The following is a 23,386-nucleotide window of genomic DNA, read 5'->3' on the forward strand; positions in this document are numbered from 1 at the left end:
CACGTATGCCCATAACTCACAGCCCCATAGCGCGATCTCTCTATTACACCAGGCATTATTTACTGAATGTCAACGGGAAGTTTATCTTCTTCCTGGATATTGCGGTGGCGTCTTTCATGACGGTGCTGGCGTGCTATTATTGCCGGTTCCTCTACCGGGGGGACTGGGTGGACAACAATCTGCTGTACGCCCTTCTTGTCGATTTTGCGGTTACGGCCTTCTTCCTCTGGAATTCGGGAGTTTACAAAACGCTTGTCCGTTATACGACCATGAAGGACCTGCTGAGGATCATGGTGGCCGTTCTTCTGTCCAACGTGGTTTTGTACGTGTTCAGTATCATTGTATGGCCGGCGTATTTCCGGATATTCATTGCCTGCGGCATTTTCAATTTCATTCTGACTTCTCTAGCGCTGATCGGATGCCGCATGGCGTGCATCGGCGGAAGAAGATGGCTGGAGAATTTCAATTCCAATAAAACGGTTGCTTCCATTACCACAACCGGACGCAAGAGGGCGGCATTGGTCGGAAAACTGGATGCCTGCCTGTTGAAGGCTTCCCTGATCAAAAGCCTGAAGAGTGATGAGTATGAGATTGTGGGCATCCTGACGTCGGAACCGCATGCGGACGGGAAGAAAATCAAGGGCATTCCGGTGCGTTTCGTCAAGGAAGTTTCCGATGTGGAGGAGGTTCTGGATGTTTTCCAGGCCTCGGCCATCATTTTCGTGGGAAAAGGATATCTTCTGGAGGAAAAAAAGCTGGCCGACATCTGCCTGGAGAGGGGCATCAACCTGCTCGTTTCCCATGATCTTTTCCAGTCGTTTGACGACTATTCCGGATTTGCGGTGGACGGGGTGCAGATTGAAGACCTGATGGAGCGCGAGGAAATCAAGATCGACGAAGAAGTCATTTCCGAAGGAATCAGGGACAGCGTGGTGATGGTGACAGGAGCCGCCGGCTCCATAGGCAGCGAGCTCGTCAGGCAGTTGTGCCGGTTTTCCCCCCGGAAGATCGTGCTGCTTGACCATGCCGAGACGCCGCTGTGGATGATCCGCAAGGAAATAGAAAAGGATTATCCGCATATTCCCATCGCAGGCGCCGTGACCAGCATCTGCCACCACCGCCAGATGGAGCGGCGCATGCGGGAGTACAGGCCGGATTTGATTTTCCACGCCGCCGCGTACAAGCACGTTCCCATCATGGAGGAAGATCCCTGCACGGCCGTGGTCAATAATGTGAAAGGAACCATGCACGTGGCCTCTCTGGCCGTCAAGTACGGCGTCAAGCGGTTTATCATGGTTTCCACGGACAAGGCGGTGAATCCTACCAGCGTCATGGGAGCCACCAAGCGCCTGGCGGAAATGTACGTCCAGAGTCTGGGAGAAGCATTGAAACAGAATCCGGAAAAAGGTTCCACCATCTTCATCACCACCCGTTTCGGCAATGTGCTGGGAAGCGCCGGTTCCGTGATTCCCTTCTTCAAGGAACAAATCAAGAGAGGGGGGCCCGTGACGGTGACCCACCCTGAAATTGTCCGTTATTTCATGACTATTCCGGAGGCTTGCCGGCTGATTCTACAGGCGAATGCCATGGGGAAGGGCGGCGAGATTTTCGTGTTCGACATGGGCGAACAGGTCAAGATCGTGGATCTGGCTGAAAAAATGATACGCCTGGCGGGGCTTTCCCCCTTGAAGGATATCCGCATCGTCTTTACCGGATTGCGCCCCGGAGAAAAGCTGTATGAAGAGCTTCTGACGGATGATGAGCAAACCCTGGAAACTGCCCACAAGCGCATCCGAATTTTCCAGACCAGAAAATATGAAATTTCCTCCCTGAAGAATTCCCTGGAAACCCTGGTCTCCCATGCTGAATCCCTCCGGATGGAGGATACCATCCGTTCCATGAAGCAGTTGATTCCCGAATATAAAAGCAATAATTCCCCTTATCAGAAATATGACTACCTGCACTCAAAAAAACTCCTCACCATCTAACCCTTGCCTAATCCATCCAATGAAATACCTACATCCATTCCTCCGTTCCACCGTGTGGAGCCGCCTTCTGGTGGGCGCCGTCCTGGTATGCGTTCTCTCCGCCTGTGTCAAGCCTGAAGAAGTCAATTATGTCCAGAACCTGGTGCTGGACCAGAAATCTTCCATCGGGAAGGAGTATAAAATAGTCATCAAGAAGGATGACCGCCTCTTCATTTCCGTCAGCAGCAAGAATCCCACCCTCGCCCAGATGTTCAACAAGGACAGCGGCAGCGTTTCCAGCCCCAGGGACGACGAGCGCGGATACTTCGTGAATACGGACGGCGATATCGTGTTCCCCGTTCTGGGCAGAATCAAGGCTGTGGGCAAGACCTGCACCCAGCTGGCGAACGATATTGAAAACGAGATTATCAGGGAAGGGTACATCAAGGACCCTGCCGTCAGCGTGCGCCTGATGAACTTCAAATTCTCCGTTCTCGGGGAAGTGTCCAAGCCGGGCAATTATGAAATCAAGGGGGAACGCCTGACGCTGCTGGAAGCGCTGAGCAAGGCTGGAGACCTGAACATGGATGGCAACCGTGACATTTATATCATCCGGGAGGCTGGGGGAGAGCGCATCGCGTCCAAGGTGGACCTGCGCAACAGCGACCTGTTTCATTCCCCCTATTACTATATCCAGCAGAATGACGTTATTTACGTCACTCCGTCCGACAGAAAAGTGAATACCCGGAGCGAGCAGCTCCAGATTTATCCCTACCTCATTTCCGGCACCTCTATTGCCATGGTCATCCTGGCCTTCTGCATTTAATCCCATGAACGATCTTTCTCCCAAGAAGGAATCCCTGGATGCCGTGGGCGCTGCCTCGGTATCCCTGTTTCCCAGCCCCAAGGCCATTCTGGGCCGGATTGTCCGGAAGTGGTATTGGTGTGTGCTTTCCCTGTGCATCTGCCTTCCCCTGGCCTATTTGTATGCAGCGCGGCAGCCCCAGGTTTACGGAAAGGCCACCACCATCCTCATCAAGGACGATTACCCCAAGGAATCCGTGGCCGCCACGGTGCTGGCCACCTCCAATGGCATCGTCAATACGGTCGCCACTAACCTGGATAACGAGATGTTCCTGCTTTCTTCCCATTCCTTGCTGGAAACGGTAGTCCGGAAGCTGAAGCTGGACGTCACCTACTGGAAGAAGGACAAGTTCCGCAAAGTGGAAGTTTATGAGGATTCCCCCATTGCGGTGCAGTTCACGCCGGAGGGGGGAGCGGCTGACGCCAGGTTCTGCGTGGTTCCTCTTTCCGGGAAGGAATTCCGGCTGGAGAAGGATGAAAAGGACCGCGGGGGTCAGGAAACGGGAACTTTTGGCAAGGAGGTCCGCTTCGACTCCCTGACGTTCATCGTGGAGAAAACTCCCCGGTTCAGTGAAGCCGCGCTGAACGTGCCCGTGATTGTCAGGAAAACCTCCGTCAGGAATGCGGCGGTGGGGTTGAGAAGCGGATTGACCGTCAAAAAGGCAAATGGAAAGAATAACCTGGTCAATGTTTCCATCCGCTGCAACAACCCGGTGAAGGCGGAGGTCATCCTCCACAGCATCGTCCATTTTTACAATGAGGCGTCCCTGAAAGAAAAAAACACGCGCGGCACAAAGACGAACAAATTCATCGGGGAGCGCCTGGCTGTCATCAGCGAGGAAATGAGAAAGAATGATCTGGCCGTTGAAAAGCTGAAAAAGGAGACAAATATCCTGACAGACCTGTCCACCGCGCTCACGGAAGAATATGAGAACAGCATCAATGACAAGAAGGATTTGAGGGAGCTGGCGCTGGAGATCAAGTCCATCGAATATCTGAAGCAGTATCTGGAAGAGGAGGCGGAACATGACGCGAAGCTGGTGCCCATCAATTCGAAAATAGCGGACATGGGCATCCGGGACCAGATCGGCGTGTTCAATGACACCCTGCTGAAGAAGACCAGCCTGAAGGTGAATGCAGGGGACAACAATCCCATTGTCCGTGAGCTGGAAGCCAATTTGTCCTCCCTGAAGGATGCGTTGAAACGTTCCGTGAACAATTACTATACTTCCCTGTTGGTCAAGAAGAAGAACATTCAGGACCAGCATGAGAAGACGCGGGAGCACATCAGGAACGTCTCCAGCAGGGAACGGGACGTTAACTACATTGACCGGGAGCAGCGCGTCCGGGAATCCCTGTATGTTTTCCTGTTGAACAAAAGGGAGGAAAATTCCCTGGCCCTGGCCGCCACGGAAGACAATGCGCGGATGGTGGACGGCGTGCGCGGAGGGGCCGGTCCGCTGGCTCCCAACGTGCCCAAGATTCTGCTGGTGGGCTTCCTCGTCGGGCTGGCCGTTCCCGTCCTGGGATGCGTGATTGCCGCGATGATGGATTCACGGGTGAAGCGCAGGGAGGAAATAGAATCCCTGACGGACATTCCCGTTTACGGGGTGCTTCCCCGCAAGCCCAGGAAGTTGAAAAACCAGGAAATCGTGGTGAATCTGGAAGAGCCTTCCGAATTGTCGGAAAGCTTTCCTCTTCTCGCCGAACGCCTGGTCTCTCTGGCGGAAGAAAACGGTCCCGGCTGTTTCAGCATTCTGCTGACATCTTCATGCCCCGGAGAAGGAAAGACCTATCTGGCCGTGAATTTGGCCCTGTCCCTTGCCGTGGCCGGAAAGAAGGTTCTCCTGATGGACATGGACTTGAGGAAGGGAACGCTCAGTTCCCTGCTGGGAGGGCAAGGGAAGCCCGGAATAGGGAATCTGGACCGCTCCGGGGAAGGCGGATGGCGCTCCCTGGTGGAGAAATCCTCCGTTTCCGATCATTTGGATTATCTTTTTGCCGGAACTCTGCCGGACCATCCGTCCCGGCTTTTGCTGCATGACCGCGTCCGGGTGCTAATGGAGGAATTGAAGGAGCATTACGACTTCATCTTCATGGACTGCGTTCCCTACGCTTCCCTGGCGGATGCGCGCATCGTCGCCAGGCTGGCGGACGCCACGCTGTACGTCATGCGGGCCGGGTGCGTGAGGAAACGCGACCTGCCCTGTCTGCAGAAAACGTGGAAGAATGGGAAATTGAAGCGCATGGGCATTGTCCTGTGCGATGTGGAGAACCATTCCCGTTCCTCCCGGAAATATGCCATGTACAGGAGTTTTGACACTTCTTCCCCGTGTCCGGGAAAATGACCCTGCCTGAAAACCATGATCATGTCCGGTTCGCGTCTCAACGTTTTGTTTCTGGTGGAATCCCTCGCCGGGGGAGGAGCTGAAAAAATCCTTTCCGGCCTGGTGCGCGGATTGGACCGGGACAAATTCAACGTGACGGTATGCGCTGTCGTGGATTGCGGGCAGTACCGGGATGAAGTCCGGAAGCACGCCCGCTACCGCTTCATCGTGGGCGGACGGGGCTGGCTTTACCGGTTGAAGTACGCGCTGGTGTACCGTTTTTTGCCCGCCGGGTGGATTTACAAATGGTTCATTGCCGGGGATTACGATGTGGAGGCGGCCTTTACGGAAGGCCTGCCTACCCGCCTGCTGGCGGCCGCGCCTGCGGGAAAGCGCGGAAAGGCCGGGAAGACCAGGAAAATAGCCTGGGTGCATGTGGACCTGGAAGCCAGGCCCTGGACACAAGGGGTGGTATTCCGGTCGCTGGACGAGGAAAAAAGGGCTTATGGCCGTTTCCACGTGGTGGCCCATGTGTCGCGGATGGTGAAAGAGGCTTTTGAAAGGCGTTTTGGAACGCATCCCGGTTCCGTCGTCGTGCATAATCCGGTGGACCGGGACGAGGTGCTGGCCAAATCCGCCGCTGTGGAGGAAGTTCCTGAAAAAAAGTGCTTCAGGATAGTTTCCGTCGGGCGTCTGGAAGAACAGAAGGGGTTTGACAGGCTTATCCGCGCCCTCGCCCGGCTGAAAGAGCGGGGCCACGCAGCGGAATTGGTTCTCCTTGGGGAAGGAAGCCTCAGAAGCGATCTGGAACGGCTGGCTGCCGGGCTGGGACTTTCGGAATCCCTGCTGATGCCCGGTTTTATGGAAAATCCCTACCCGTGGATGGCGGGGGCGGACTTGTTCGTGTGCAGTTCCCGCAGCGAGGGAATGAGTACCGTCGTGACGGAAGCCCTCATTTTGGGCGTGCCCGTTCTGGCGGTGGAATGCTCCGGAATCGGGGAACAACTGGGAATGGGCAGGTTTGGCCGCATGGTGGATAATGACGACGAGGCGCTGGCCCGTGCGCTGGAAGACTTCGTGTCCGGCGGGGAATCGTGTGCGGAATGGCGGGAAAAGGCGGCTTTGGGAGGCCGGCAGGTGGCCTACGCGGGCGCCGTCCGGGAGGTGGAACGTCTGCTGGAGGGAGCGGAAAGATGAAAAAAAGAATCGTGTTTTTCGTCAACAGCCTGACGGGCGGCGGCGCGGAAAAAGTCCTGCAAACCCTGCTGAACGGCTGGGAAGGGCGCGGCTGGGATATTTCCGTCTATTGCCTGAAAAAGGAGGACGTGCCGCCCGGTTATCCCCGGAACATTGCCTTCCGTTTTCTGCTTGATTCCCTGAGGAAAGGGGACGGGTTTTGGACGCGCCTGAAAGTCAAGGCGGGAAACAAGCTGAAGCTGCTGGTATACAGGCATTGCCCTCCGCCGGTCTTTTACCGCATGTTTGTCCGCGGAACCTATGATGTGGAGGCGGCCTTCATTGAAGGTTACGCCACCAGAATTGCCAGCGGCTCTCCCAATCCGGACAGCCGTAAGCTGGCATGGGTGCATATCGACCTTGCCGCCAATCACTGGACGCTGCCGGCCTACAGGAATGCGGAAGAGGAAAAACGGGCCTACCGGCAGTTTGATACGGTGGTTTCCGTTTCCCGTGACGTTCGGGAATCCGTAGTGGCCCTGGCCGGTCCCCTGCGCGATGCCAGGGTTCTTTACAATCCGATCGATGCGCAGGCCATCAGGGAAAAATCCGCGGAATTCGTGCCGCAGCGTCCGGAGGGGAAGATGCTTTTCTGCGCTTCCGGACGCCTTGTCCCGCAGAAGGGGTTCGACCGCCTGGCGGAAGCGTGCCGTCATCTGGTGCAGGCGGGATTCTCCTTCCATCTCTGGATTCTGGGAGAAGGACCGGAGGGCCGGAAGCTGAAGGCCCTGGCCGGGGAGTGGGGCTTGCAGGACAGGATCACATTCCTGGGCCATCGGGAAAATCCGTATCCCTATATGCGGGCGGCGGACTGGATGGTGTGTTCTTCCCGCAGCGAGGGGCATTCCACCGTCATTTCGGAAAGCCTGGTTCTCGGTATTCCCGTGGTTTCCACCCTGTGTTCCGGCGTCCGGGAGCAATTGGGGGACGGGGAATTCGGGCTGGTTGCCGGCAATAATACGCAGGACCTGCTCCGCGCTCTGGAAGATATCCTGACGGGAAGGGCCGATCGCCGGGATTACGGCGAACGGGCTCTCCGCGGAGGCAGCCGTTTTGATCTGGACGGACGGATGAGTGCCCTGGAAGGGCTTTTTGAAACAACCCATTGAATCGCATGCCTTTTGTCTCCGTTATCATTCCTGTTTTCAATGCCGGGCATTTTCTGGAAGAATGTGTGGATTCCGTCCTTCGGCAAACCCTGACGGATTTTGACGTCTGCCTGGTGGATGACGGTTCCACGGACGGGAGCGGCATCCTGTGCGATGCCCTGGCCACCCGGCATGAGAGGATCCATGCGGTTCACATGGGGAGGAACAGGGGCGTATCCGCGGCGAGGAACCGCGGCATTGAAGAAACGGAGGGCTCGTGGCTGTGCTTTGTTGACGGGGATGACCGCGTGGAGCCCGCGTGCCTGCGGACTCTTGCCGCCGCCGTGGAAGACGGGGAATGCGATCTGGCCGTCGCCGGGCTGCGTTCCGTGCGTGCCGGCGGAAAGGACGTGCTTACGGTGCCCGTGCCGGTGGAACTGGAGGCCGTCCCCGGAAGGGAGGAGGAGTGGGTGCGCCTGTTCCGCTCCTTCCTGCTCTTCGGGCCCGTTGCCAAGTTGTACCGCAGGGAGCTGGTGGACAGGTATTCCATCCGCTTTCCGGAAGGCGTCTCCTACGGGGAGGACCTGGAATTCAACATGGCCTACCTGAAGCACATCAGGCGGCTGAGGACGGTGGACAAGGCCGTTTATTTCTACCGCAGGGCGGAAAAGGGCACTCTGTCCACGCGGTTCGTTCCGGAAAAATTTGAATGGATTGCCGGACAGTTCAGGATGGTCCGGCAATATTTCCGCGACCAGGGGCTTCAGGGCGGCCTCGTGGAGAATTATCTGGCGTCCCGGTGGTGGGGAATGGTGTATGATTCCCTGTTTGAAATTTACCGTTTCAAGGAGTGCCGCGGCGTGAAGGACCGCTTCAAGGCCGTCCGCAGTATTCTGAAAGTTCCGGAAAACGCGTTGCTGCGCGCCCATCCCGGCGCATTTCCCTGTCCGGAATGGATGAAAGTCTGCCTCTTTCTTCGTCTCCCCTTCTGCCTGTTCCTGCTCCTGGAAGGGGCGTACGCCGGGAAAAAATCATCAGACGGCCATGCGTAAAATTCTTCTATATCCTCACGGCGGCAGCGGCAATCACGGGTGCGAGGCGATTGTCAGGTCCACCATGCTGTTGCTGCGTCCTGAAAAGGGCAGCCTTGTTTCCTCCGCCTGCGGGCAGGACGTCCGGTGCGGCCTGGACCGCCTGGTGCGCGTTCTGCCGGAACGGCGCCCCATCCGGAGGCTTTCCCCGGCCTGGGCTGCGGCGTGGATGCAGCTGCACGTTCTGGGGGTGAAGGATGCGTTTGACCTGATTGCCTTCGGCGGCATTGTGAAGGAAGCTGGGGATGCGGACCTGGCCCTGTGCGGCGGAGGGGACAATTACTGCTACGGGGAACCCGTCCATATCTACCTCCAGAACGAATTGCTCCGGAAGGCCGGCGTTCCTGTGGTCCTGTGGGGTTGTTCCCTGGAAAGGGAGGACATGAAGGGCAGGATGCTGGAGGACCTCGGGGCGTTTGACCTGATTGTGGCGCGGGAGTCCCTCACGTACGACGCCCTGCGGGAATGCGGCCTTTCCCGCGTGGTTCTGTATCCGGACCCGGCGTTTGCCCTGCCGGCCAACGAGGTGGAAGTTCCGGAGGGCTGGAAGGAGGGGAACATGGCCGGAATCAATGTCAGCCCCATGGTGATCGGGCACGAGGGGAGGCCCGGAGCCGTGATGGAAAATTATTCCCGGCTTGTCGAATGGCTGTTGGAAAACACGGAAATGAACGTGGCCCTGATTCCCCATGTGGTATGGGCCGGGAATGACGACCGCAAGCCTCTGGCGGAATTGCACGGGCGTTTCCGCCATACGGGAAGGGTGGTCATGATTGAAGACGCCCCCTGCGGGGACTTGAAGGGGTATATTTCCCGGTGCCGGTTCCTGGTGGCCGCCCGTACGCACGCATCCATCGCCGCTTATTCCACGGGCGTTCCCGCGCTGGTGGCTGGGTATTCCGTCAAGGCGCGCGGGATTGCCCGCGACTTGTTCGGAACGGAGGAGGGGCACGTGGTCCCGGTGCAGTCGCTGGACGGCCCGGATGAGTTGCGGAACGCCTTTGTTCGGATGATGGAAAGGGAGAAGGAAATCAAGGAGGCATACGGGAAAGTGCTTCCCGCGTATCTGGAACGGCTGTGCGGCTGCCGAAAAGAACTTGAATCCCTGGTGAAACGGTCATGACTCTTTATGTTTCCATTCTTTCCGCAGCGGCGGTTCTTACGGCAGCGGCGGCCTGCGTGGACGCGTGGCGCTTCATGGGAATCTGGACGGGCCGCATCCGCATCGGCCGCTGGCGGGACCGCCGCGCATGGCAGGACGCCCTGGCCCGGAAGGCCGCGGCATGGCTGAAGCGCATGCCGGCAGTCCCCAAAAAGGACCAGGGAAGGCTGGTCCTCTGGGACATGCTGCGGGGTGCATATGCGGACGCCGCCATTCAGGGCTGGCAGCTAGGCGGCCTGTCCCTGGGCCTGAATGCCTACGCCGGAGACCGGAATGACGGGGGGCTGAAGGAAAAACTGCGGGACGCCCTCGGCAGGCATGAACTGGTCGTGAATTATCTGGAGCGGGAAAATCCCGGAACATGGGAAGTGGACAGGATGCTGCTGGATTATGCCGTGCTGGAAGCCGGATGCGGCGGAGAGGACCGGCTGATGGAAAAGTCTCTGGCCTTTCTGGAATCCCTGAAAACGGAGGCGGGTACTCTGGCTTACAGGCGCGGGCAGCCCGCCGTCCGCTACGTGGACACCATCGGCCTGGCTTGTCCGCTGGCGGCGGCCTGCGCGGCGCGCACGGGGCGGGAGGAATACTGGAACCTTGCGGCAAGGCAGGTGGAGGAATACGATGCGGCCCTTCTGGCCGGGTCCTCTTTTCCGGCCCACGGGTTTGAGATGGACCGCGGCTATCCCCTGGGGCTGTACGACTGGTCGCGCGGTATCGGCTGGTATGCGCTGGGGCTGTGCGAACTGTACCGCCTGATGGAAGCCCACGGACGACCGGAGGCGGGTGCGATGGCGAAGCGCATTGTGTCCCTGTCCCGCGAACTTCTGCCCCTCCGCAAGCGGAATGGCGGATTCGGGTGGATGGTTGCCAGGCCGGAATCCGTCTTTGAATCTTCCGGAACCGCCCTGATGGGCCTGTTGATGCTGGAGGCCTACCGCATTTCCGGGGAGCCCTGTTTTCTGGAGGCCGCTTTTGGTGCGGAAAAGGCCCTGATGGGGGTGACGCGCCGCAACGGAGCGCTGGACATGTGCCAGGGGGATACCAAGGGAATTGGCATGTATTCGGACGTCTGGGGCCTCATGCCCTTTGCCCAGGGAATGGCCCTGCGCCTGAGCGTGGAACTCAATAGGGAGGAACGGAAAGAATGAGAACGCTGAATTCCGGCAAAAATTTTCTGGTAACCGTCAGCCTGATGGTCACGATGACCTTGCTGGGATTCGTGACGCGCAAGCTTTTCGTCAATGAAATCGGCGTGGAATACCTGGGCCTCAACGGGCTGCTGACCAATATCCTGGCGGCGGTCACCCTGCTGGAATCCGGCTTCGGAACCAGCGTGGTGTTCCATCTTTACAAGCCGCTGGCTGAAAACGACCAGCCTCGCATTCTCGCCCTGCTGCAATTCTACCGCAAGGTGTACCGCCTCATTGCGGCGGCCGTGTTTTTCCTGTGCGTGTGCCTGTACCCCTTTCTGGGGTGTTTCATCAAGAACGGGAATCATCTGGACTACCTGACACTGGTTTATTTCATCTTCGTTTTCAATTCCATCCTGCCGTACCTGACGGCGTACAAGAATTCCCTGATCAACGCGGACCAGAAAAACTATCGGCTGGGGACTATCAATTTTGTTTACCAGGTGGGCCTGAACCTGTCCAAGCTGGGCATCCTTTACTATACGGGCAACTACATCCTGTACCTGGTGGTGGAATCCCTGTTTCTGGCGGGGTTCAACGTGGCCATGGTGCGGAAGGTGGACGCGCTTTACCCCTATGTGAAAAGCCGCATGACCCATGCGGTGGACGCCGTGACGAAGAGTCAGATTGCCGTCAACGTCAAGGCGCTCTTCCTGCACAGCGTGGGGGGCTATTTCATGCATTCCACCAGCAACATTGTCATTTCCAGCTTCGTGGGGCTGGCGGCAGTGGGCTTTTATTCCAACTACATGCTCGTGGTCGGAACGATTTCCACCTTCATCATGCAGGTAATCAACAGCATGGCGGAAAGCGTGGGCAACCTGATCGCCAGCGAGGACAGGGCGCACGTTTATGAAATTTTCAAAAGGATTTTCCTGATCAACTTCCTGGTGTCCGGCGTGGCTTCCATCGTCCTGCTGAACACGCTGAATCCCTTTATCGGCTGGTGGCTGGGGGACGGGTACATTCTGCCGGGAGCCGTCTCCTTCGTGATCATCCTGAACTTCTTCGTGGTGGGCATGCGCCGCTCCGCCATGGTGTTCAAGACCAAGGCGGGCATTTTCCACCAGGACCGCTACTCCCCGCTTCTCCAGGGGGTGATCAACGTCGTCCTGGCCGTGATACTGGTGCGGTGGTGGGGGATAGCGGGCGTTCTGCTGGCGGCCACGCTCAGCCTTCTTTCCATCGGCGTCTGGCAGTTTCCGCGGCTGGTGTACAGGCATGTGTTTCACCAGCCCTTGAGGAAATACTTCCTGGCGTACGGGCAATACGTGCTGCTTACGGCGGCGGGCTACACTCTGACGTATCCCTTCTGTTCCCGGTCCTGGTTTGCTTCTCCGCTGGCTGACCTGCTCCTGTGGGGAACTATTTCCGTCGTCGTCCCGCTGGGGCTCTGCACAGCCGTTCTGTTCAGGACGGCGCCTTTCCAGGGATTGTTGATTCACGTGCGCAGACTGGCATGCAGATGAAGCGTATTTTCATAGCTATTCAATATATGGAACTGGGGGGCGCGGAGCGTGCCCTGCTGGGGCTGCTGGAAGCGCTGGACACTTCCCGTTTCCGGGTTGACCTGTTCGTTTACAGGCATTCCGGGGATTTGATGCCGCTGATTCCGGAAAAGGTGAACCTGCTGCCGGAGCTCCCGGCCTACCGGGCGCTGTCCCGGCCCCTGAAAGACATCCTGACGGAAGGCAGGCTGGGAATTTTCTGCGCCCGGCTGTGGGCCAAATGGCGTTCCGCGCGTTTTGGGAAAAGTCTGAACGGGTTGGAAAATTACGCCGTGTTCGATGATGCCGCCGCGGCTGCGGCCCCCTTTCTGCCATCCTTAAGAAAGTTGGGAATGTACGATTTGGCGGTCAGTTTCCTGACACCCCACCGCATCGTCAGGGACAAGGTGCTGGCCCGCAGGAAAGTTGCCTGGATTCATACGGATTACTCTTCCATTGGCATCAATGCGGAGCGCGAACGCCCGGTATGGAGCAGTTACGACCGCATCGTATCCATTTCCCCGGAGGCGGGAAAAGGGTTCCTGTCCCGGTTCCCGGAGCTGGAAGACAGGCTGATGCTGATGGAAAACATCGTTTCCCCCCGGGCAGTGCGGGAGCAGGCCGCGCTGGAGGACGTTTCCGCCGTGATGGAAGGTTCTCCGTGCCTGTGCACAGTGGGAAGGTTCTCCCATGCCAAGGGCATGGACCGCGCCGTCAGGATAGCCGCCCGTCTGGTGGAGATGGGAATGAACGGGCTGCGGTGGTATCTGGCAGGCTACGGGGACGAGGCTTCCCTGCGGCGGGAAATTGCCGCGCATGGGATGGAGGAACACGTCGTTATCCTGGGAAAAAAGGCCAACCCCTATCCTTATATGGCCGCCTGCGGCCTGTATGTGCAGCCGTCCCGCTATGAAGGGAAGGCCGTGGCGGTTAGGGAGGCGCAGATTCTGGGGCGTCCCGTGGCCATCACGCGTTTTCCCACGGCTTCCGGCCATGTGGAGGACGGCGTGGACGGAGTCATTGTCCCGAACGACGAAGAGGGCGCCGCGAAGGCCCTGTTCTCCCTGCTGCATGATCCCGCCCGCCTGGAAAGCCTGGCGGCGGCATGCCGCGCGCGGGACTACGGCAACCGTGATGAAATCCTGAAACTGGAGGCGCTGGTCTGAACATGGGAAGACGTATTTTATACATTGCCAACGGCATCACCGGGCCGGGAGGGCTGGAACGGGTTCTGTCCGTCCGGACGCGCCTGCTTGCGGAAGAATACGGGGACGAAATCCATATCATGACTCTGAATGAACGGGGTGCGGAGCCCTTTTACGATTTTCACCCGGGAATCCGTGTTCATGACGTTGCGATGGAGGGTAGCCCCGTGGCACGGCTGGCGGCCTGGGTACGGGGCATCCGGAAAACGGTGCGTACCGTGAATCCCGATGTGGTGGACGTGTGCGACGACGGGTTCAAGGGATTCTGGATTCCCCTTCTGCTGTCCGGGCGGCGTCCGGTCATCTATGAACGCCATGTCTCCCGGATGATCCAGACGGAGGGCGGGTGCCCTTCCGTTTTCATGAAGATGGAATTTGCCGCCATGTGTTTCCTGGGGGGGCGCTTTGCCCGCTTCGTGGTGCCTGCCTCCGGAAACAGGGTGGAATGGAATATGCGCAATGTGGAGGTCATTCCCAACCCTCTTCCCTTTTATCCGTCCGTTCCGTCTTCCGGAAAGGAAAAGCGGGTGATTGCCGTGGGCAAAATTTCCCCTCAGAAAAACTATGGGGCCTTGCTGGAGGCCTGGAAAAGGGTACACGGGAAATTTCCGGACTGGAGGCTGGACCTGTTCGGCGCGGAGCGCGACGGAGGCAGGCTGAGAACGGCGATTCGGTCGGCGGGGCTGGAAGAAAGCTTTGTGCTGCATCCGCCCACGAGGGAAATCATGGCGGCGTACCTGGGAGCCTCCATCTGTGCGATGTCTTCCAAATATGAGGGATTCGGCATGATGATGGTGGAGGCCATGGCGTGCGGCGTACCGTGCGTGGCCTTTGACTGCCCCTGCGGTCCCGCGGACATCATCAGCCATGAAGAAGACGGCCTGCTGGTGGAGAAAAACAATATTCCCGGACTGGCGAATGCCCTGGAGCGCCTGATGGGGGATGAAGTGCTGCGTGGAGCCCTGGCGGCGAAGGCACGGGAACATGTGAGGCGTTACGCGGCTGAAACGGTGGCGGAGCAGTGGAACAGGCTGTATGGCCGGGTTCTGGAGGAAGGAAAGGGGGGACGGCCATGATTTCCGTCATCGTTCCCGTGTACAATGCGGAAGCTTACGTGTCCCGCTGCCTGGAAAGCATCCTGAACCAGACGTACCGGGATATCCGGGTTGTCTGCGTGAATGACGGCTCCACGGACGGCACCGGCTCCATTCTGGAAGACTTCCGCCGCAGGGACAGCCGGGTGGAGGTTCTTGCCCGTGAAAATTCCGGACTTTCCGCCTCCCGCAATGCCGGGTTGGAACGGGCGGATGGGGAATACGTGATGTTTGCGGATGCGGATGACTGGCTGGACGAACATGCGTGTGCGGACGCGGTAAAAGCCATGCGGGGCCGGGATGCGGACATTGTTTTCTGGAGCTATGTGAAGGAATATGAATCGGTCTCGTCCCCGGTTTTGTTCTGGCCGGAGGAACGCGTCTTCGAGGGGGAAGCCATGGCGTGGCTGAGAACCCGCCTGCTGGGCCCCGGCGGCGCGGAACTGGCCCGGCCGGAAAGGATGGATTCCTACGGAACGGCCTGGGGCAAGCTTTACAGGCGTTCCCTGTTCCGGGATGCGGAGGCCGCGTTTGTGGATACCGCGCTCATCGGTTCCGCGGAGGATGTTCTCTGCAATCTTTCCCTGTTCGGAGCGGCCCGGAGGGCCGTCTATATTCCTTCCACGTTCTACCATTACCGGAAGACGGCTTCCGGGGCGCTGACCAGAAGGTACAAGCCGGACCTGGTGGCGCAGTGGGAGGAGCTCTTCAGGCGCATGGATGTACATGTGAGGAAACATGGCGCGTGTCCGGAGGCAGAGCGGGCCCTTCGGAACCGCATGGCCCTGTCCGTCATCTTTCTGGGGCTGAACATCTGCGATGCTCCCGGGTCTCCGGTGCGGCACGCCGCCATGCTCCGGAACCTGCTGGAACGGGACTGGTGCCGTGCGGCGGTCGGAACGCTTCCCCTGAAGCCGCTCCCGTTCCACTGGAAAACGTTCTTTCTGGCGGCGAAGTCGGGATTCGTTCCCGGCCTGTACCTGCTCCTGCGAATCATCAAGCGAATTCTGGCAACATGACCCCCCAACGAGTATTAATGGTATTCACCATCATGAACCGCGGAGGCGCGGAAACGATGGTCATGAATTATTACCGCCATATCGACCGCCGCAGGCTCCAGTTCGATTTCCTGGTTCACCGGGAGACCCCCGGCATTTATGAAGAGGAAATCCGGGAACTGGGCGGCCGGATTTACAGGCTGCCGCCCATCACCCTGTCCGGTCTGGCCGCGTACAGGAGGGAGGTGGCGCGCTTCTTTGACGAACACCCGGAATACAGGCTGGTTCACGGGCACTGCTCCGAGCTGGGCTACTGGGTGTACCGCGAAGCGGCCGCGCGGAACATCCCCTTCATTGCGGCGCATGCGCACAGTTCCCCGCTGGGAATGGATAAAAATTCCCTGTTCCGTTTTCTGCTCAAGCATCTGATGCGCCCGTACCTGACGCACCGTTTCACGTGCAATGAATTGTGCGGCCGCTGGCTCTTTGGCCGCAAGGGAATGAAGGATGCCGTGGTGGTCCGGAACGCCATTGATGCGGGAAAATTCAGTTATTCTCCGGAAACCCGTGAGCGGGTCAGGAGGGAAATGGGCTGGGAGGGAAAACTGGTGGCAGGCCACACGGGCAACTTTTCCTGGCCCAAGAACCATGAGTTCCTGCTGCGCGTTTTTCAGGCGTTCCTGGTCCTGCATCCGGATTCCCTTCTGGTGCTGGCGGGAAGCGGCGGGGAAAAGGAGGAACAGGTCAGACAGGAGGCGGAGCGTGCGGAATGGCGGGGACGCATCCGCCTGCTGGGCGGCAGGGACGACATTCCGGATTTACTGCAGGGAATGGACGTTTTCGTTTTCCCGTCGTGGTTTGAGGGGTTCGGCATCGCCATGCTGGAGGCCCAGGCGGCGGGGCTGCCCGTTTTGGCCTCCGACCGGGTTCCGGAAGATGCCGCGGTGGTGCCGGGCCACGTAAGCTTTCTGTCCCTCAGGGAATCCCCCGCGGTTTGGGCGCGGGAAATGGAGGAACTGGCCTGCGGATGGCGGCGGAACGATACGGCGGAGGCCATCCGGCAAGCCGGGCTGGACATTGCCGGCAATGCGCAGAAGCTTCAGGAATTCTATCTGGAACAGGGAGGTGAATCATGAAGACAATGAAGACGTTGACCGTGTTCACGCCGACCTTCAACAGGGCGGAATGCCTGCGCCGCTGTTATGAAAGCCTGCTGAGGCAGACCTGCCGCGACTTTGTCTGGCTGGTCGTCGATGACGGATCATCCGACGGAACCGCAGACCTGGTGCGGGAATGGCAACGGGCGGGGCATGTGGAAATACGCTACCACTATCAGGAAAACGGAGGAATGCACACGGCCCATAATGCCGCGTACAGGCTCATGGACACGGAACTCAACGTCTGCCTGGATTCCGACGACCTGATGACGGAAGACGCCGTGGCTGCCATTCTGGAACTCTGGAAGCGGCGCGGAAGCGAACGTCTGGCCGGAATTGCGGGGCTGGACGCCGACGTCCGTACCGGGGAACTCATCGGAACGGCCTTTGAAGAGGATGGCAGGGAGATGACGCTGACCGGATTCTATGCATCGGGGGGCAGGGGAGACAAGAAGCTCGTGTACCGGACCGCGCTGATGAAGCGGCTGCCGCCTTATCCCGTGTTTCCCGGTGAAAAGTATGTGGGGCTGGGCTACAAGTACATGCTGGCGGACGAAGCGGCGCCCCTGCTGGCCATGAACAGGGTGCTTTGCCTGGTGGAATACCGGGAGGACGGTTCCTCGAAAAACATGTTCAGGCAGTACGTCCGGAATCCCAGGGGATTTGCCTTTCTGCGGAAGGAGGGGATGAAGCGCCAGCCTTCCGGGCGCAGGCGCTTCATGGAGGCGGTGCATTACGTGTCCGCCTCCCTGCTGGCGCGCCATGCCCGCTTTTTGCAGGAATCCCCGCGTCCGTTCCTGACGCTGGCGGCCGTGCCCTTCGGAATAGCGCTGATGTGCCTGATTATCGTGAAAACCAGAAACAACGGATGACCGGAATATGAAGATTGCGTACGTACTGGATGATCTGGACGCGGCGGGAGGAATTCAGGCCGTCACGCGCGCCAAGGCTGCGGCGCTGGCCGCCGTGCCGGGCAATGAAGTCGTTCTGGTTGCGGCCAACGACGCCCGCCGGACTGCGGCGGATTTGCCGCCGGGCGTCAGGGTGGTGACCCTGGGTGTGAATTATTATGAGGACGACTGGAAGGGATTCCTGTATGTGATGAAGGGCATCCTTGTCAGGCGCAGGCGCCATGCGGAGGCTCTCCGGAAAACCCTTGGGGAGCTGGAGCCGGATATCGTCATTTCCGTAGGGCAGTCGGAAAAGTTCATGATTTCCCGGATTTCCCGCGGCAGACCATGGAAAACCGTGCGCGAATACCACTACTCCGGTACCTACCGGAAAGATTACGCGAGGCTTCAGGGCGGGATGAGGGCGCGTGTCATGGCCGCCGTTTCCGATTTTTATGAATTCGCGCTCCGCCAGGGCGGCTATGACGCCACCGTGGTGCTTACCCGGCAGGATATGGAGACGAACTGGAAGGGAAGGAAGGGCGTGCACGTGATTCCGAACCCGTGCATCCGCCGGACGGAACGGACTGCCTCCTTGGACCGTCCCCGCGCGGTTGCCGTGGGGCGTCTTGTTCCGGTCAAGGGATTTGACCTTTTGATCCGTGCGTGGGAAAAAGTGGCTGCCGTCCATCCCGGATGGGAGCTGGAGATATGGGGGGACGGTCCGGAAAAGGAATCCCTTGAAAACCTGGTCCGGGAAAAGGGGCTGGAAAGGCAGGTATTTCTGCGCGGAGCCACCTCTGAGGTGCAGGAAAAACTGCTGCAGTCCTCCATGCTGGTGTTTTCCTCCCTTTTTGAGGGATTCGGCATGGTGCTGGTGGAGGCGATGGCGTGCGGCGTGCCCTGCGTGGCGTTTGAATGCCCGTGCGGACCGCGGGATCTGATTGATCCGGAAAAAGACGGCCTGCTGGTTCCACCAGGAGATACGGGCCGTCTGGCGGAGGCCGTCATCCGGATGATTGAACATCCCGAATTGAGGCGCGCCATGGGAGCCGCCGCCCGGAAGAAGGCCGGACGTTATGGGCTGGACGCCATTGCCCGTTCCTGGATGGACCTGTTCCATGCATTGAAAAATTCTGAAAACACGAACCTTGCCTGATGACCATGCCACTCGTTTCCATTATCATTCCGTGCTACAATGTAGCCGCATTCATGAAAAAATGCCTGGATACCGTCTGCGCCCAGACGCTTCGGGACATAGAAATCATCTGCATCAATGACGGTTCCACGGACGGAACGCCGGACATCCTGCGGGAATATGAAGCCGCGGACGAAAGAATCCGCATCATCGACCAGCCCAATGCGGGCGTGGCGGCGGCCCGGAATGCCGGGCTGGATGCCGCGTGCGGAAAGTACATCGGGTTTGCCGACCCGGACGACTATGTCTCCCCCGTCATGTTCCAGCGCCTGTATCTGGCGGCGGAACAGTATGGAGCGGAGCTGGTTTGCATGGGGGCCACGATTGCCGGGGACATGCCGCTCTCCGTCCGGTGGAGCATGCTCAACGGCCTGCAATGCCCGGAATGGCACTGCAGCCATTACGACTTTGCGTCCATGGGAACGTTCAGCGAGCTGTGCTGGGACAAGCTTTACCGGGCGGATTTCCTGAAAAAGACGGGCCTCCGCTTCCGGGAGGGAATGAGGCAGGGGAGCGATGCCCTGTTCAACAACCTGCTTCACCCCTATGTGCGGAATATTGTCAAAATACCGGATTGCCTGTACATTTACCGTCCTACTCGTCCGGATTCCCTGGTTAACGTTTACAAGGCCCCGGACAAAAAGGGTTCCGGGTTTTATCCGGCTCTGGAGCGCGTGGACCTGATCGCCGCTGCCTACCGGGAATTGGGCTGTCTGGAAAAAGCCAGGATAACGGTCCTGAACTGGCTGAACGGCAGTATCCAGCTTTTCTCGTCCAACCTGCTCCACCAGACGGCGGGAGAGAAAAAGGAAGCCCTGGATGCGGTCCGCGCCCTGTTGGACAAATACGGGTGGCGAGAATTTGCCCAGTCCCCGGAATCCCCTTTCCGTCTCCTGAAATACATTGCCTGCGGGCACGACTTCCGCGTGAGGTGTGCCCTGTTCGGCCTTTACCGGTTCCTGCATTCCCGCGCCGGAAACAAGCTGGTGGAGCTATGCACCCGGATTATCAACCTGCGCGGAAGCTCCCGGTAGGCGGGCATTCCGGTTCATCTTCCTGCCGTGCAGGCAGGCGCCTGGGGCACTGTCTTCCGGGGCTGGAGGAGGCAGTCGTAAAAAGGCGTGTAAAGCAGGTTGTTGGGAATCAGGTAAAGGTAGCCGTTTTGGGAATCGTAAACGAGGTTGAAGCGTTTCAGAAGGTTGTTGCCCATGACTCCGTCCATCTCCGGCATGCTCTGGATGCCGCTGGTGACGGTGGAAAACGCTCCGGGAATGCGCGGCAATTTGCAGGCGCCGAGCTGGATGCTGTCGAAAATGACGTTCTCCAGCCTGCCCGTATTGGCATCGGAACTGGAAATGCTGGAGACGGAGAACGGAACCTGGCTGCCCAGGAGGCGGTGCTTGTTGACAAAGGGGGTATTGAGGTCCAGAACGCGGTCGGAACCCGTATCTACCGACAGGCGGAGCTGGTAAACCTTCCCGTTGACCGTTGCTTGGGCGGGAACTACCGGGATTCCCATCACGTATTCCATCTTCAGGCGGATGGCGTTTGGCGGCGGCGTGTAGGAACCGTGCGGATACAGGTAAATTTTCCGGTCCGTGTAATTGACTTCCGTGACCTGCCGCTGGATGAACCAGAGGCCGAGAACGCCGTCCCACTGGTCACGGGCATAGGGAATGGCGATGAAAGGGACGCTGGACAGGGACTGCTTTCCGACGGAAAATTTGTTTTCCGCGCTTTTGCGGACCTCATTGGAACCCGTGGCACCGTAATTCACAATAGTTTCATTGAACTCCATCGGAATGCCTTCCAGGGAATTGCTGTTGATGACCATGGAAGTGGCCCCGGTATCAAAAAGAAAAAGCAGGGGACGGCTGCCGTTGACGCGGCATTGCACGTAAATGCGGCTGGCGGTTCCGAGCTCGAACGGAATGCTGTCACTGGGAATGTTGGCGCTCCAGGCGCAGGGAAGGAGCCCCAGCAGAGCGGCAAAAAACGGCAGCAATCTTTTCATGCGTATCATCCCTGTATGTTTGGTTGACAAATAGTGCGTATTTTCCAGAGATGCCCGTTGAGAGAATCTCTTGGGACGGTTGCCCGTTGGCGTGCATCCTTATAACCGACCAAGGCCGGCCCAACAATGCAAAAAGGGAACTTCAAAGATTCCAGATGATTTGAAGGTTGCAGCAAATTATCTTTTTGGAAGAGAGGAGAAAACAGGATGCAAGTAGGAAATAGGAAATTTATTATACCGCAGAGAAAAAAGATATTTTCTGAATTTCTCTCCCAGGAGATGACTCGGAAAACCAACCTCGCGATCATATGGATGCTTATGACGGAAATGAATTGGTTACATAAATATTATGATAGACATTATTATTTCCTAACATAAATACGGAAAATCCGTGTGAATTGCGTTGACATCGGATACGGACATATGGTACGAGAAGGATGATTCTCAGGAACTACCCTCGTTTTTTTGTTAATCATTAACCCCAAACCTTGTGTATCCTATGAACACTCCGAATTTTTGGGCGGTTATTTCCGATACTGTTGACATGCACCTTTTTTTTACAAATCCATGAACCGAAAATTAAAAAATTCTATATTATTTTATTGATTTCTGAAGGAGTATTTTTAGCTTGATACGATGTAAGGGAGAGTAATTCCCACAGGAAGAAATATTGAGTGACAACGGTTTTTAGAAACGATTATTCATGACAAAGTAATTCATCTGCGTCTTTTCCAATTGAAGTTTAGGGTAATTCACATTAGCGAACAGGAAACTATTATTAACTCTATGAATATTTGCATGAATATTTTATGTAATAGAATTTATATAATTCTGTTAATGATTATTCTCAGTGGGTGCGATAAATCTCCCCCTCAACCCGATACATGGGAAAAAATGATGGCGAATACTATGGGTGTTCCTCAAAATTCGTGGAGGCTGCATACTTCAATGCGGGGGAGAATAAGAATAATTTATATTTTCCAAACTGATCAGCAATGGACGGATTGCATTCACCTGCAGGCCTTGAAATTACAAGACGGACTGGACGCAAAAGTTTCTTATTCAGGCATAAGCACAGATAATATTCTGGATATTTCAGGAGTAAAAAATTCTTTTAATGAAGAAATAATAAAAAATCCTGAAATCTATTCATTGATAAATGAGGATTTCTTAAAAGGGGATCTTACTCCGTATAGTATGTTACACATTCGGGAAAAATTCCTGGACCAGGAAAATGGAAGGGATAAATATAAATTTATGGAATTTCCGTTTGGAGAAATTTTCATATTATATAAAAAAATACTTCAGGGAGATAAATATTTAGCAATAGTAGCCATTTCTCCTCATGACAGATGGTAGGAAATGCATTTCATTAGTTTACAGTTAATAAAGTCTGTTTTTCCATCAGGTATCTCTATGGTGATTAATAGAAAGGTTATCCCGCTGATCCTTATTCGGGGATGGCCAGTTCCATTGGCCGTGGAATGAAGGATACTGACTCTGAATGGGGATTATGGAAATAGACAAAAGTATAAAACGCCAAACAGGCGCAGGGGAAATTTTAATGAAGGAGAGAATAGAATGAAGTATTCACTCATAATCATTTTTTTAATAATCCTGCAATCATGTTGCTCTTTAAATGTTAAAGAAGTTTCTCATTCTCAGCTGGTATATCCTTTAGTCACGCAGACAGCTCCTCCTTCTCTATATTACTATGGAACGCATGAAGGCTATGATTATTTTTCTATTTTGTTTACGAAGTACAAAGTTCTTGGAAGCAATATGAACGATCAATTCAGATTTGATTTCACATCCTGGAATAAAACCCACAGAATGGAAATGCATGTGCACATGCTGGAGTTAATTCCCCAGACAATTTACGAATCAGAAGTGTATCATAAAAACAGTCGACCCGTTCTTGAAGAGAAATCAAAAAATGTAATTATTATTAAAAGGACCTATATGTAGGCTTGGCGTGCGCATAGGCAAGCGTGTTTAATGGCGGGCAAGGATTCCCTTGCTTTGGACAACGCCCTTTATCATGTGATTGTCTGCAAGGAAAAGTAGAATGAGGTCCGTTCCTCTGTCGGAGAAACGTTCCTGAAATCTGCCTTTCACAAAGATAAAAAAGCCAGGGGCGTAATGGTGAAAAGGCCATGGAGAGCATTGTTGTATCAGTCAGATTGCCGGGAAAAGTCCATGTCATGGTAAAAGAATATTTGCCGCCTCAGTAGTTTTTTAGGTTTATTGAAGTTATTAAAATTATGTGACTTATGAAATAGTTTTAATTTTTATGGCTTCCAGTCAATTGTCATCTGCAACTCCGACAACTTATTTCGATGAATCGCGAGCATAAAAAATTTCGCCATTACCGGGTGTTTTATACAATTCACACACCCTCTGCATAGATGTTATTGT

The 23,386-nt window shown here is 56.4% G+C and carries 18 protein-coding genes; 17 read left to right on the forward strand and 1 reads right to left on the reverse strand.

What is annotated here, in order from left to right; all coding sequences use genetic code 11:
- Positions 1 to 5: 5 nt before the first annotated feature.
- From V3C20_RS10115 to V3C20_RS10190, 16 genes are read left to right on the forward strand one after another with little or no spacing between them, the layout of a single operon-like run.
- Positions 6 to 1,988 (forward strand): nucleoside-diphosphate sugar epimerase/dehydratase, encoded by a 1,983-nt coding sequence (locus V3C20_RS10115; protein WP_130083793.1) that lies wholly within the window; start codon positions 6 to 8, stop codon positions 1,986 to 1,988.
- Positions 1,989 to 2,007: 19 nt separating this feature from the next.
- A complete protein-coding gene (locus V3C20_RS10120; RefSeq protein ID WP_161981285.1) occupies positions 2,008 to 2,793 on the forward strand; it encodes a polysaccharide biosynthesis/export family protein in 786 nt (261 codons plus the stop codon).
- A 4-nt stretch (positions 2,794 to 2,797) separates the two neighbouring features.
- On the forward strand, positions 2,798 to 5,179 hold the full coding sequence (locus V3C20_RS10125; protein WP_130083791.1) for a polysaccharide biosynthesis tyrosine autokinase: 2,382 nt from the start codon (positions 2,798 to 2,800) through the stop codon (positions 5,177 to 5,179).
- Between the two features lie 15 nt (positions 5,180 to 5,194).
- Entirely contained in the window at positions 5,195 to 6,355 is a 1,161-nt protein-coding gene (locus V3C20_RS10130; protein ID WP_130083790.1) for a glycosyltransferase, read from the forward strand.
- On the forward strand, positions 6,352 to 7,503 hold the full coding sequence (locus V3C20_RS10135) for a glycosyltransferase (RefSeq protein WP_161981284.1): 1,152 nt from the start codon (positions 6,352 to 6,354) through the stop codon (positions 7,501 to 7,503). Before V3C20_RS10130 ends, V3C20_RS10135 begins: the two co-directional genes overlap by 4 nt.
- A 5-nt stretch (positions 7,504 to 7,508) precedes the next feature.
- Positions 7,509 to 8,534 carry a glycosyltransferase family 2 protein gene (locus V3C20_RS10140; protein WP_130083788.1) on the forward strand — a complete coding sequence of 342 codons (1,026 nt, stop codon included), beginning with the start codon at positions 7,509 to 7,511 and terminating at the stop codon, positions 8,532 to 8,534.
- Entirely contained in the window at positions 8,527 to 9,696 is a 1,170-nt protein-coding gene (locus tag V3C20_RS10145; protein WP_130083787.1) for a polysaccharide pyruvyl transferase family protein, read from the forward strand. Before V3C20_RS10140 ends, V3C20_RS10145 begins: the two co-directional genes overlap by 8 nt.
- Positions 9,693 to 10,883, forward strand: coding sequence for a glycoside hydrolase family 88 protein (locus tag V3C20_RS10150; protein WP_130083786.1), 1,191 nt, complete (start codon positions 9,693 to 9,695; stop codon positions 10,881 to 10,883). Before V3C20_RS10145 ends, V3C20_RS10150 begins: the two co-directional genes overlap by 4 nt.
- A complete protein-coding gene (locus V3C20_RS10155) occupies positions 10,880 to 12,394 on the forward strand; it encodes a hypothetical protein (protein WP_130083785.1) in 1,515 nt (504 codons plus the stop codon). The genes V3C20_RS10150 and V3C20_RS10155 overlap by 4 nt, the downstream gene beginning before the upstream one ends.
- A complete protein-coding gene (locus tag V3C20_RS10160) occupies positions 12,391 to 13,578 on the forward strand; it encodes a glycosyltransferase (RefSeq protein ID WP_202975651.1) in 1,188 nt (395 codons plus the stop codon). The genes V3C20_RS10155 and V3C20_RS10160 overlap by 4 nt, the downstream gene beginning before the upstream one ends.
- A gap of 2 nt (positions 13,579 to 13,580) precedes the next feature.
- Positions 13,581 to 14,693 (forward strand): glycosyltransferase family 4 protein, encoded by a 1,113-nt coding sequence (locus V3C20_RS10165; RefSeq protein WP_130083783.1) that lies wholly within the window; start codon positions 13,581 to 13,583, stop codon positions 14,691 to 14,693.
- Positions 14,690 to 15,730: a glycosyltransferase family 2 protein gene (locus V3C20_RS10170; protein WP_130083782.1), complete on the forward strand. Its 1,041-nt coding sequence runs from the start codon at positions 14,690 to 14,692 to the stop codon at positions 15,728 to 15,730. Before V3C20_RS10165 ends, V3C20_RS10170 begins: the two co-directional genes overlap by 4 nt.
- On the forward strand, positions 15,727 to 16,845 hold the full coding sequence (locus V3C20_RS10175; protein WP_130083781.1) for a glycosyltransferase: 1,119 nt from the start codon (positions 15,727 to 15,729) through the stop codon (positions 16,843 to 16,845). The genes V3C20_RS10170 and V3C20_RS10175 overlap by 4 nt, the downstream gene beginning before the upstream one ends.
- A 5-nt stretch (positions 16,846 to 16,850) precedes the next feature.
- Positions 16,851 to 17,738: a glycosyltransferase family 2 protein gene (locus tag V3C20_RS10180; RefSeq protein WP_192907212.1), complete on the forward strand. Its 888-nt coding sequence runs from the start codon at positions 16,851 to 16,853 to the stop codon at positions 17,736 to 17,738.
- Positions 17,739 to 17,745: 7 nt separating this feature from the next.
- Positions 17,746 to 18,915, forward strand: a complete 1,170-nt coding sequence (locus tag V3C20_RS10185; protein ID WP_130083779.1) for a glycosyltransferase family 4 protein — start codon at positions 17,746 to 17,748, stop codon at positions 18,913 to 18,915.
- Positions 18,915 to 19,988, forward strand: coding sequence for a glycosyltransferase (locus V3C20_RS10190; protein ID WP_130083778.1), 1,074 nt, complete (start codon positions 18,915 to 18,917; stop codon positions 19,986 to 19,988). The genes V3C20_RS10185 and V3C20_RS10190 overlap by 1 nt, the downstream gene beginning before the upstream one ends.
- Positions 19,989 to 20,002: 14 nt before the next feature.
- Here the strand turns inward: V3C20_RS10190 and V3C20_RS10195 are convergent, their stop codons facing one another.
- The gene (locus V3C20_RS10195) at positions 20,003 to 20,968 is read right to left on the reverse strand and encodes a retropepsin-like aspartic protease (RefSeq protein WP_161981283.1); all 966 of its coding nucleotides are present in this window, start codon (positions 20,966 to 20,968) and stop codon (positions 20,003 to 20,005) included.
- Between the two features lie 837 nt (positions 20,969 to 21,805).
- Here V3C20_RS10195 and V3C20_RS10200 point away from each other — a divergent pair.
- Positions 21,806 to 22,327: a hypothetical protein gene (locus V3C20_RS10200; protein WP_130083776.1), complete on the forward strand. Its 522-nt coding sequence runs from the start codon at positions 21,806 to 21,808 to the stop codon at positions 22,325 to 22,327.
- The last annotated feature ends 1,059 nt before the right edge of the window (positions 22,328 to 23,386 follow it).

The organism is Akkermansia sp. RCC_12PD, from assembly GCF_036417355.1.
In the GTDB taxonomy this organism is placed as follows: Bacteria; Verrucomicrobiota; Verrucomicrobiia; order Verrucomicrobiales; family Akkermansiaceae; genus Akkermansia.

Bases quoted from the DNA above. Each gene is read 5' to 3' on its own strand.
- V3C20_RS10140 (WP_130083788.1), top strand. From the start codon at position 7,509: ATGCCTTTTGTCTCCGTTATCATTCCTGTTTTCAATGCCGGGCATTTT.
- V3C20_RS10170 (WP_130083782.1), top strand. From the start codon at position 14,690: ATGATTTCCGTCATCGTTCCCGTGTACAATGCGGAAGCTTACGTGTCC.
- V3C20_RS10120 (WP_161981285.1), top strand. From the start codon at position 2,008: ATGAAATACCTACATCCATTCCTCCGTTCCACCGTGTGGAGCCGCCTT.
- V3C20_RS10135 (WP_161981284.1), top strand. From the start codon at position 6,352: ATGAAAAAAAGAATCGTGTTTTTCGTCAACAGCCTGACGGGCGGCGGC.
- V3C20_RS10180 (WP_192907212.1), top strand. From the start codon at position 16,851: ATGAAGACGTTGACCGTGTTCACGCCGACCTTCAACAGGGCGGAATGC.
- V3C20_RS10150 (WP_130083786.1), top strand. From the start codon at position 9,693: ATGACTCTTTATGTTTCCATTCTTTCCGCAGCGGCGGTTCTTACGGCA.
- V3C20_RS10145 (WP_130083787.1), top strand. From the start codon at position 8,527: ATGCGTAAAATTCTTCTATATCCTCACGGCGGCAGCGGCAATCACGGG.
- V3C20_RS10200 (WP_130083776.1), top strand. From the start codon at position 21,806: ATGATTATTCTCAGTGGGTGCGATAAATCTCCCCCTCAACCCGATACA.
- V3C20_RS10165 (WP_130083783.1), top strand. From the start codon at position 13,581: ATGGGAAGACGTATTTTATACATTGCCAACGGCATCACCGGGCCGGGA.
- V3C20_RS10125 (WP_130083791.1), top strand. From the start codon at position 2,798: ATGAACGATCTTTCTCCCAAGAAGGAATCCCTGGATGCCGTGGGCGCT.
- V3C20_RS10195 (WP_161981283.1), bottom strand. From the start codon at position 20,968: ATGAAAAGATTGCTGCCGTTTTTTGCCGCTCTGCTGGGGCTCCTTCCC.
- V3C20_RS10115 (WP_130083793.1), top strand. From the start codon at position 6: ATGCCCATAACTCACAGCCCCATAGCGCGATCTCTCTATTACACCAGG.
- V3C20_RS10185 (WP_130083779.1), top strand. From the start codon at position 17,746: ATGAAGATTGCGTACGTACTGGATGATCTGGACGCGGCGGGAGGAATT.
- V3C20_RS10175 (WP_130083781.1), top strand. From the start codon at position 15,727: ATGACCCCCCAACGAGTATTAATGGTATTCACCATCATGAACCGCGGA.
- V3C20_RS10130 (WP_130083790.1), top strand. From the start codon at position 5,195: ATGATCATGTCCGGTTCGCGTCTCAACGTTTTGTTTCTGGTGGAATCC.
- V3C20_RS10190 (WP_130083778.1), top strand. From the start codon at position 18,915: ATGACCATGCCACTCGTTTCCATTATCATTCCGTGCTACAATGTAGCC.
- V3C20_RS10160 (WP_202975651.1), top strand. From the start codon at position 12,391: ATGAAGCGTATTTTCATAGCTATTCAATATATGGAACTGGGGGGCGCG.
- V3C20_RS10155 (WP_130083785.1), top strand. From the start codon at position 10,880: ATGAGAACGCTGAATTCCGGCAAAAATTTTCTGGTAACCGTCAGCCTG.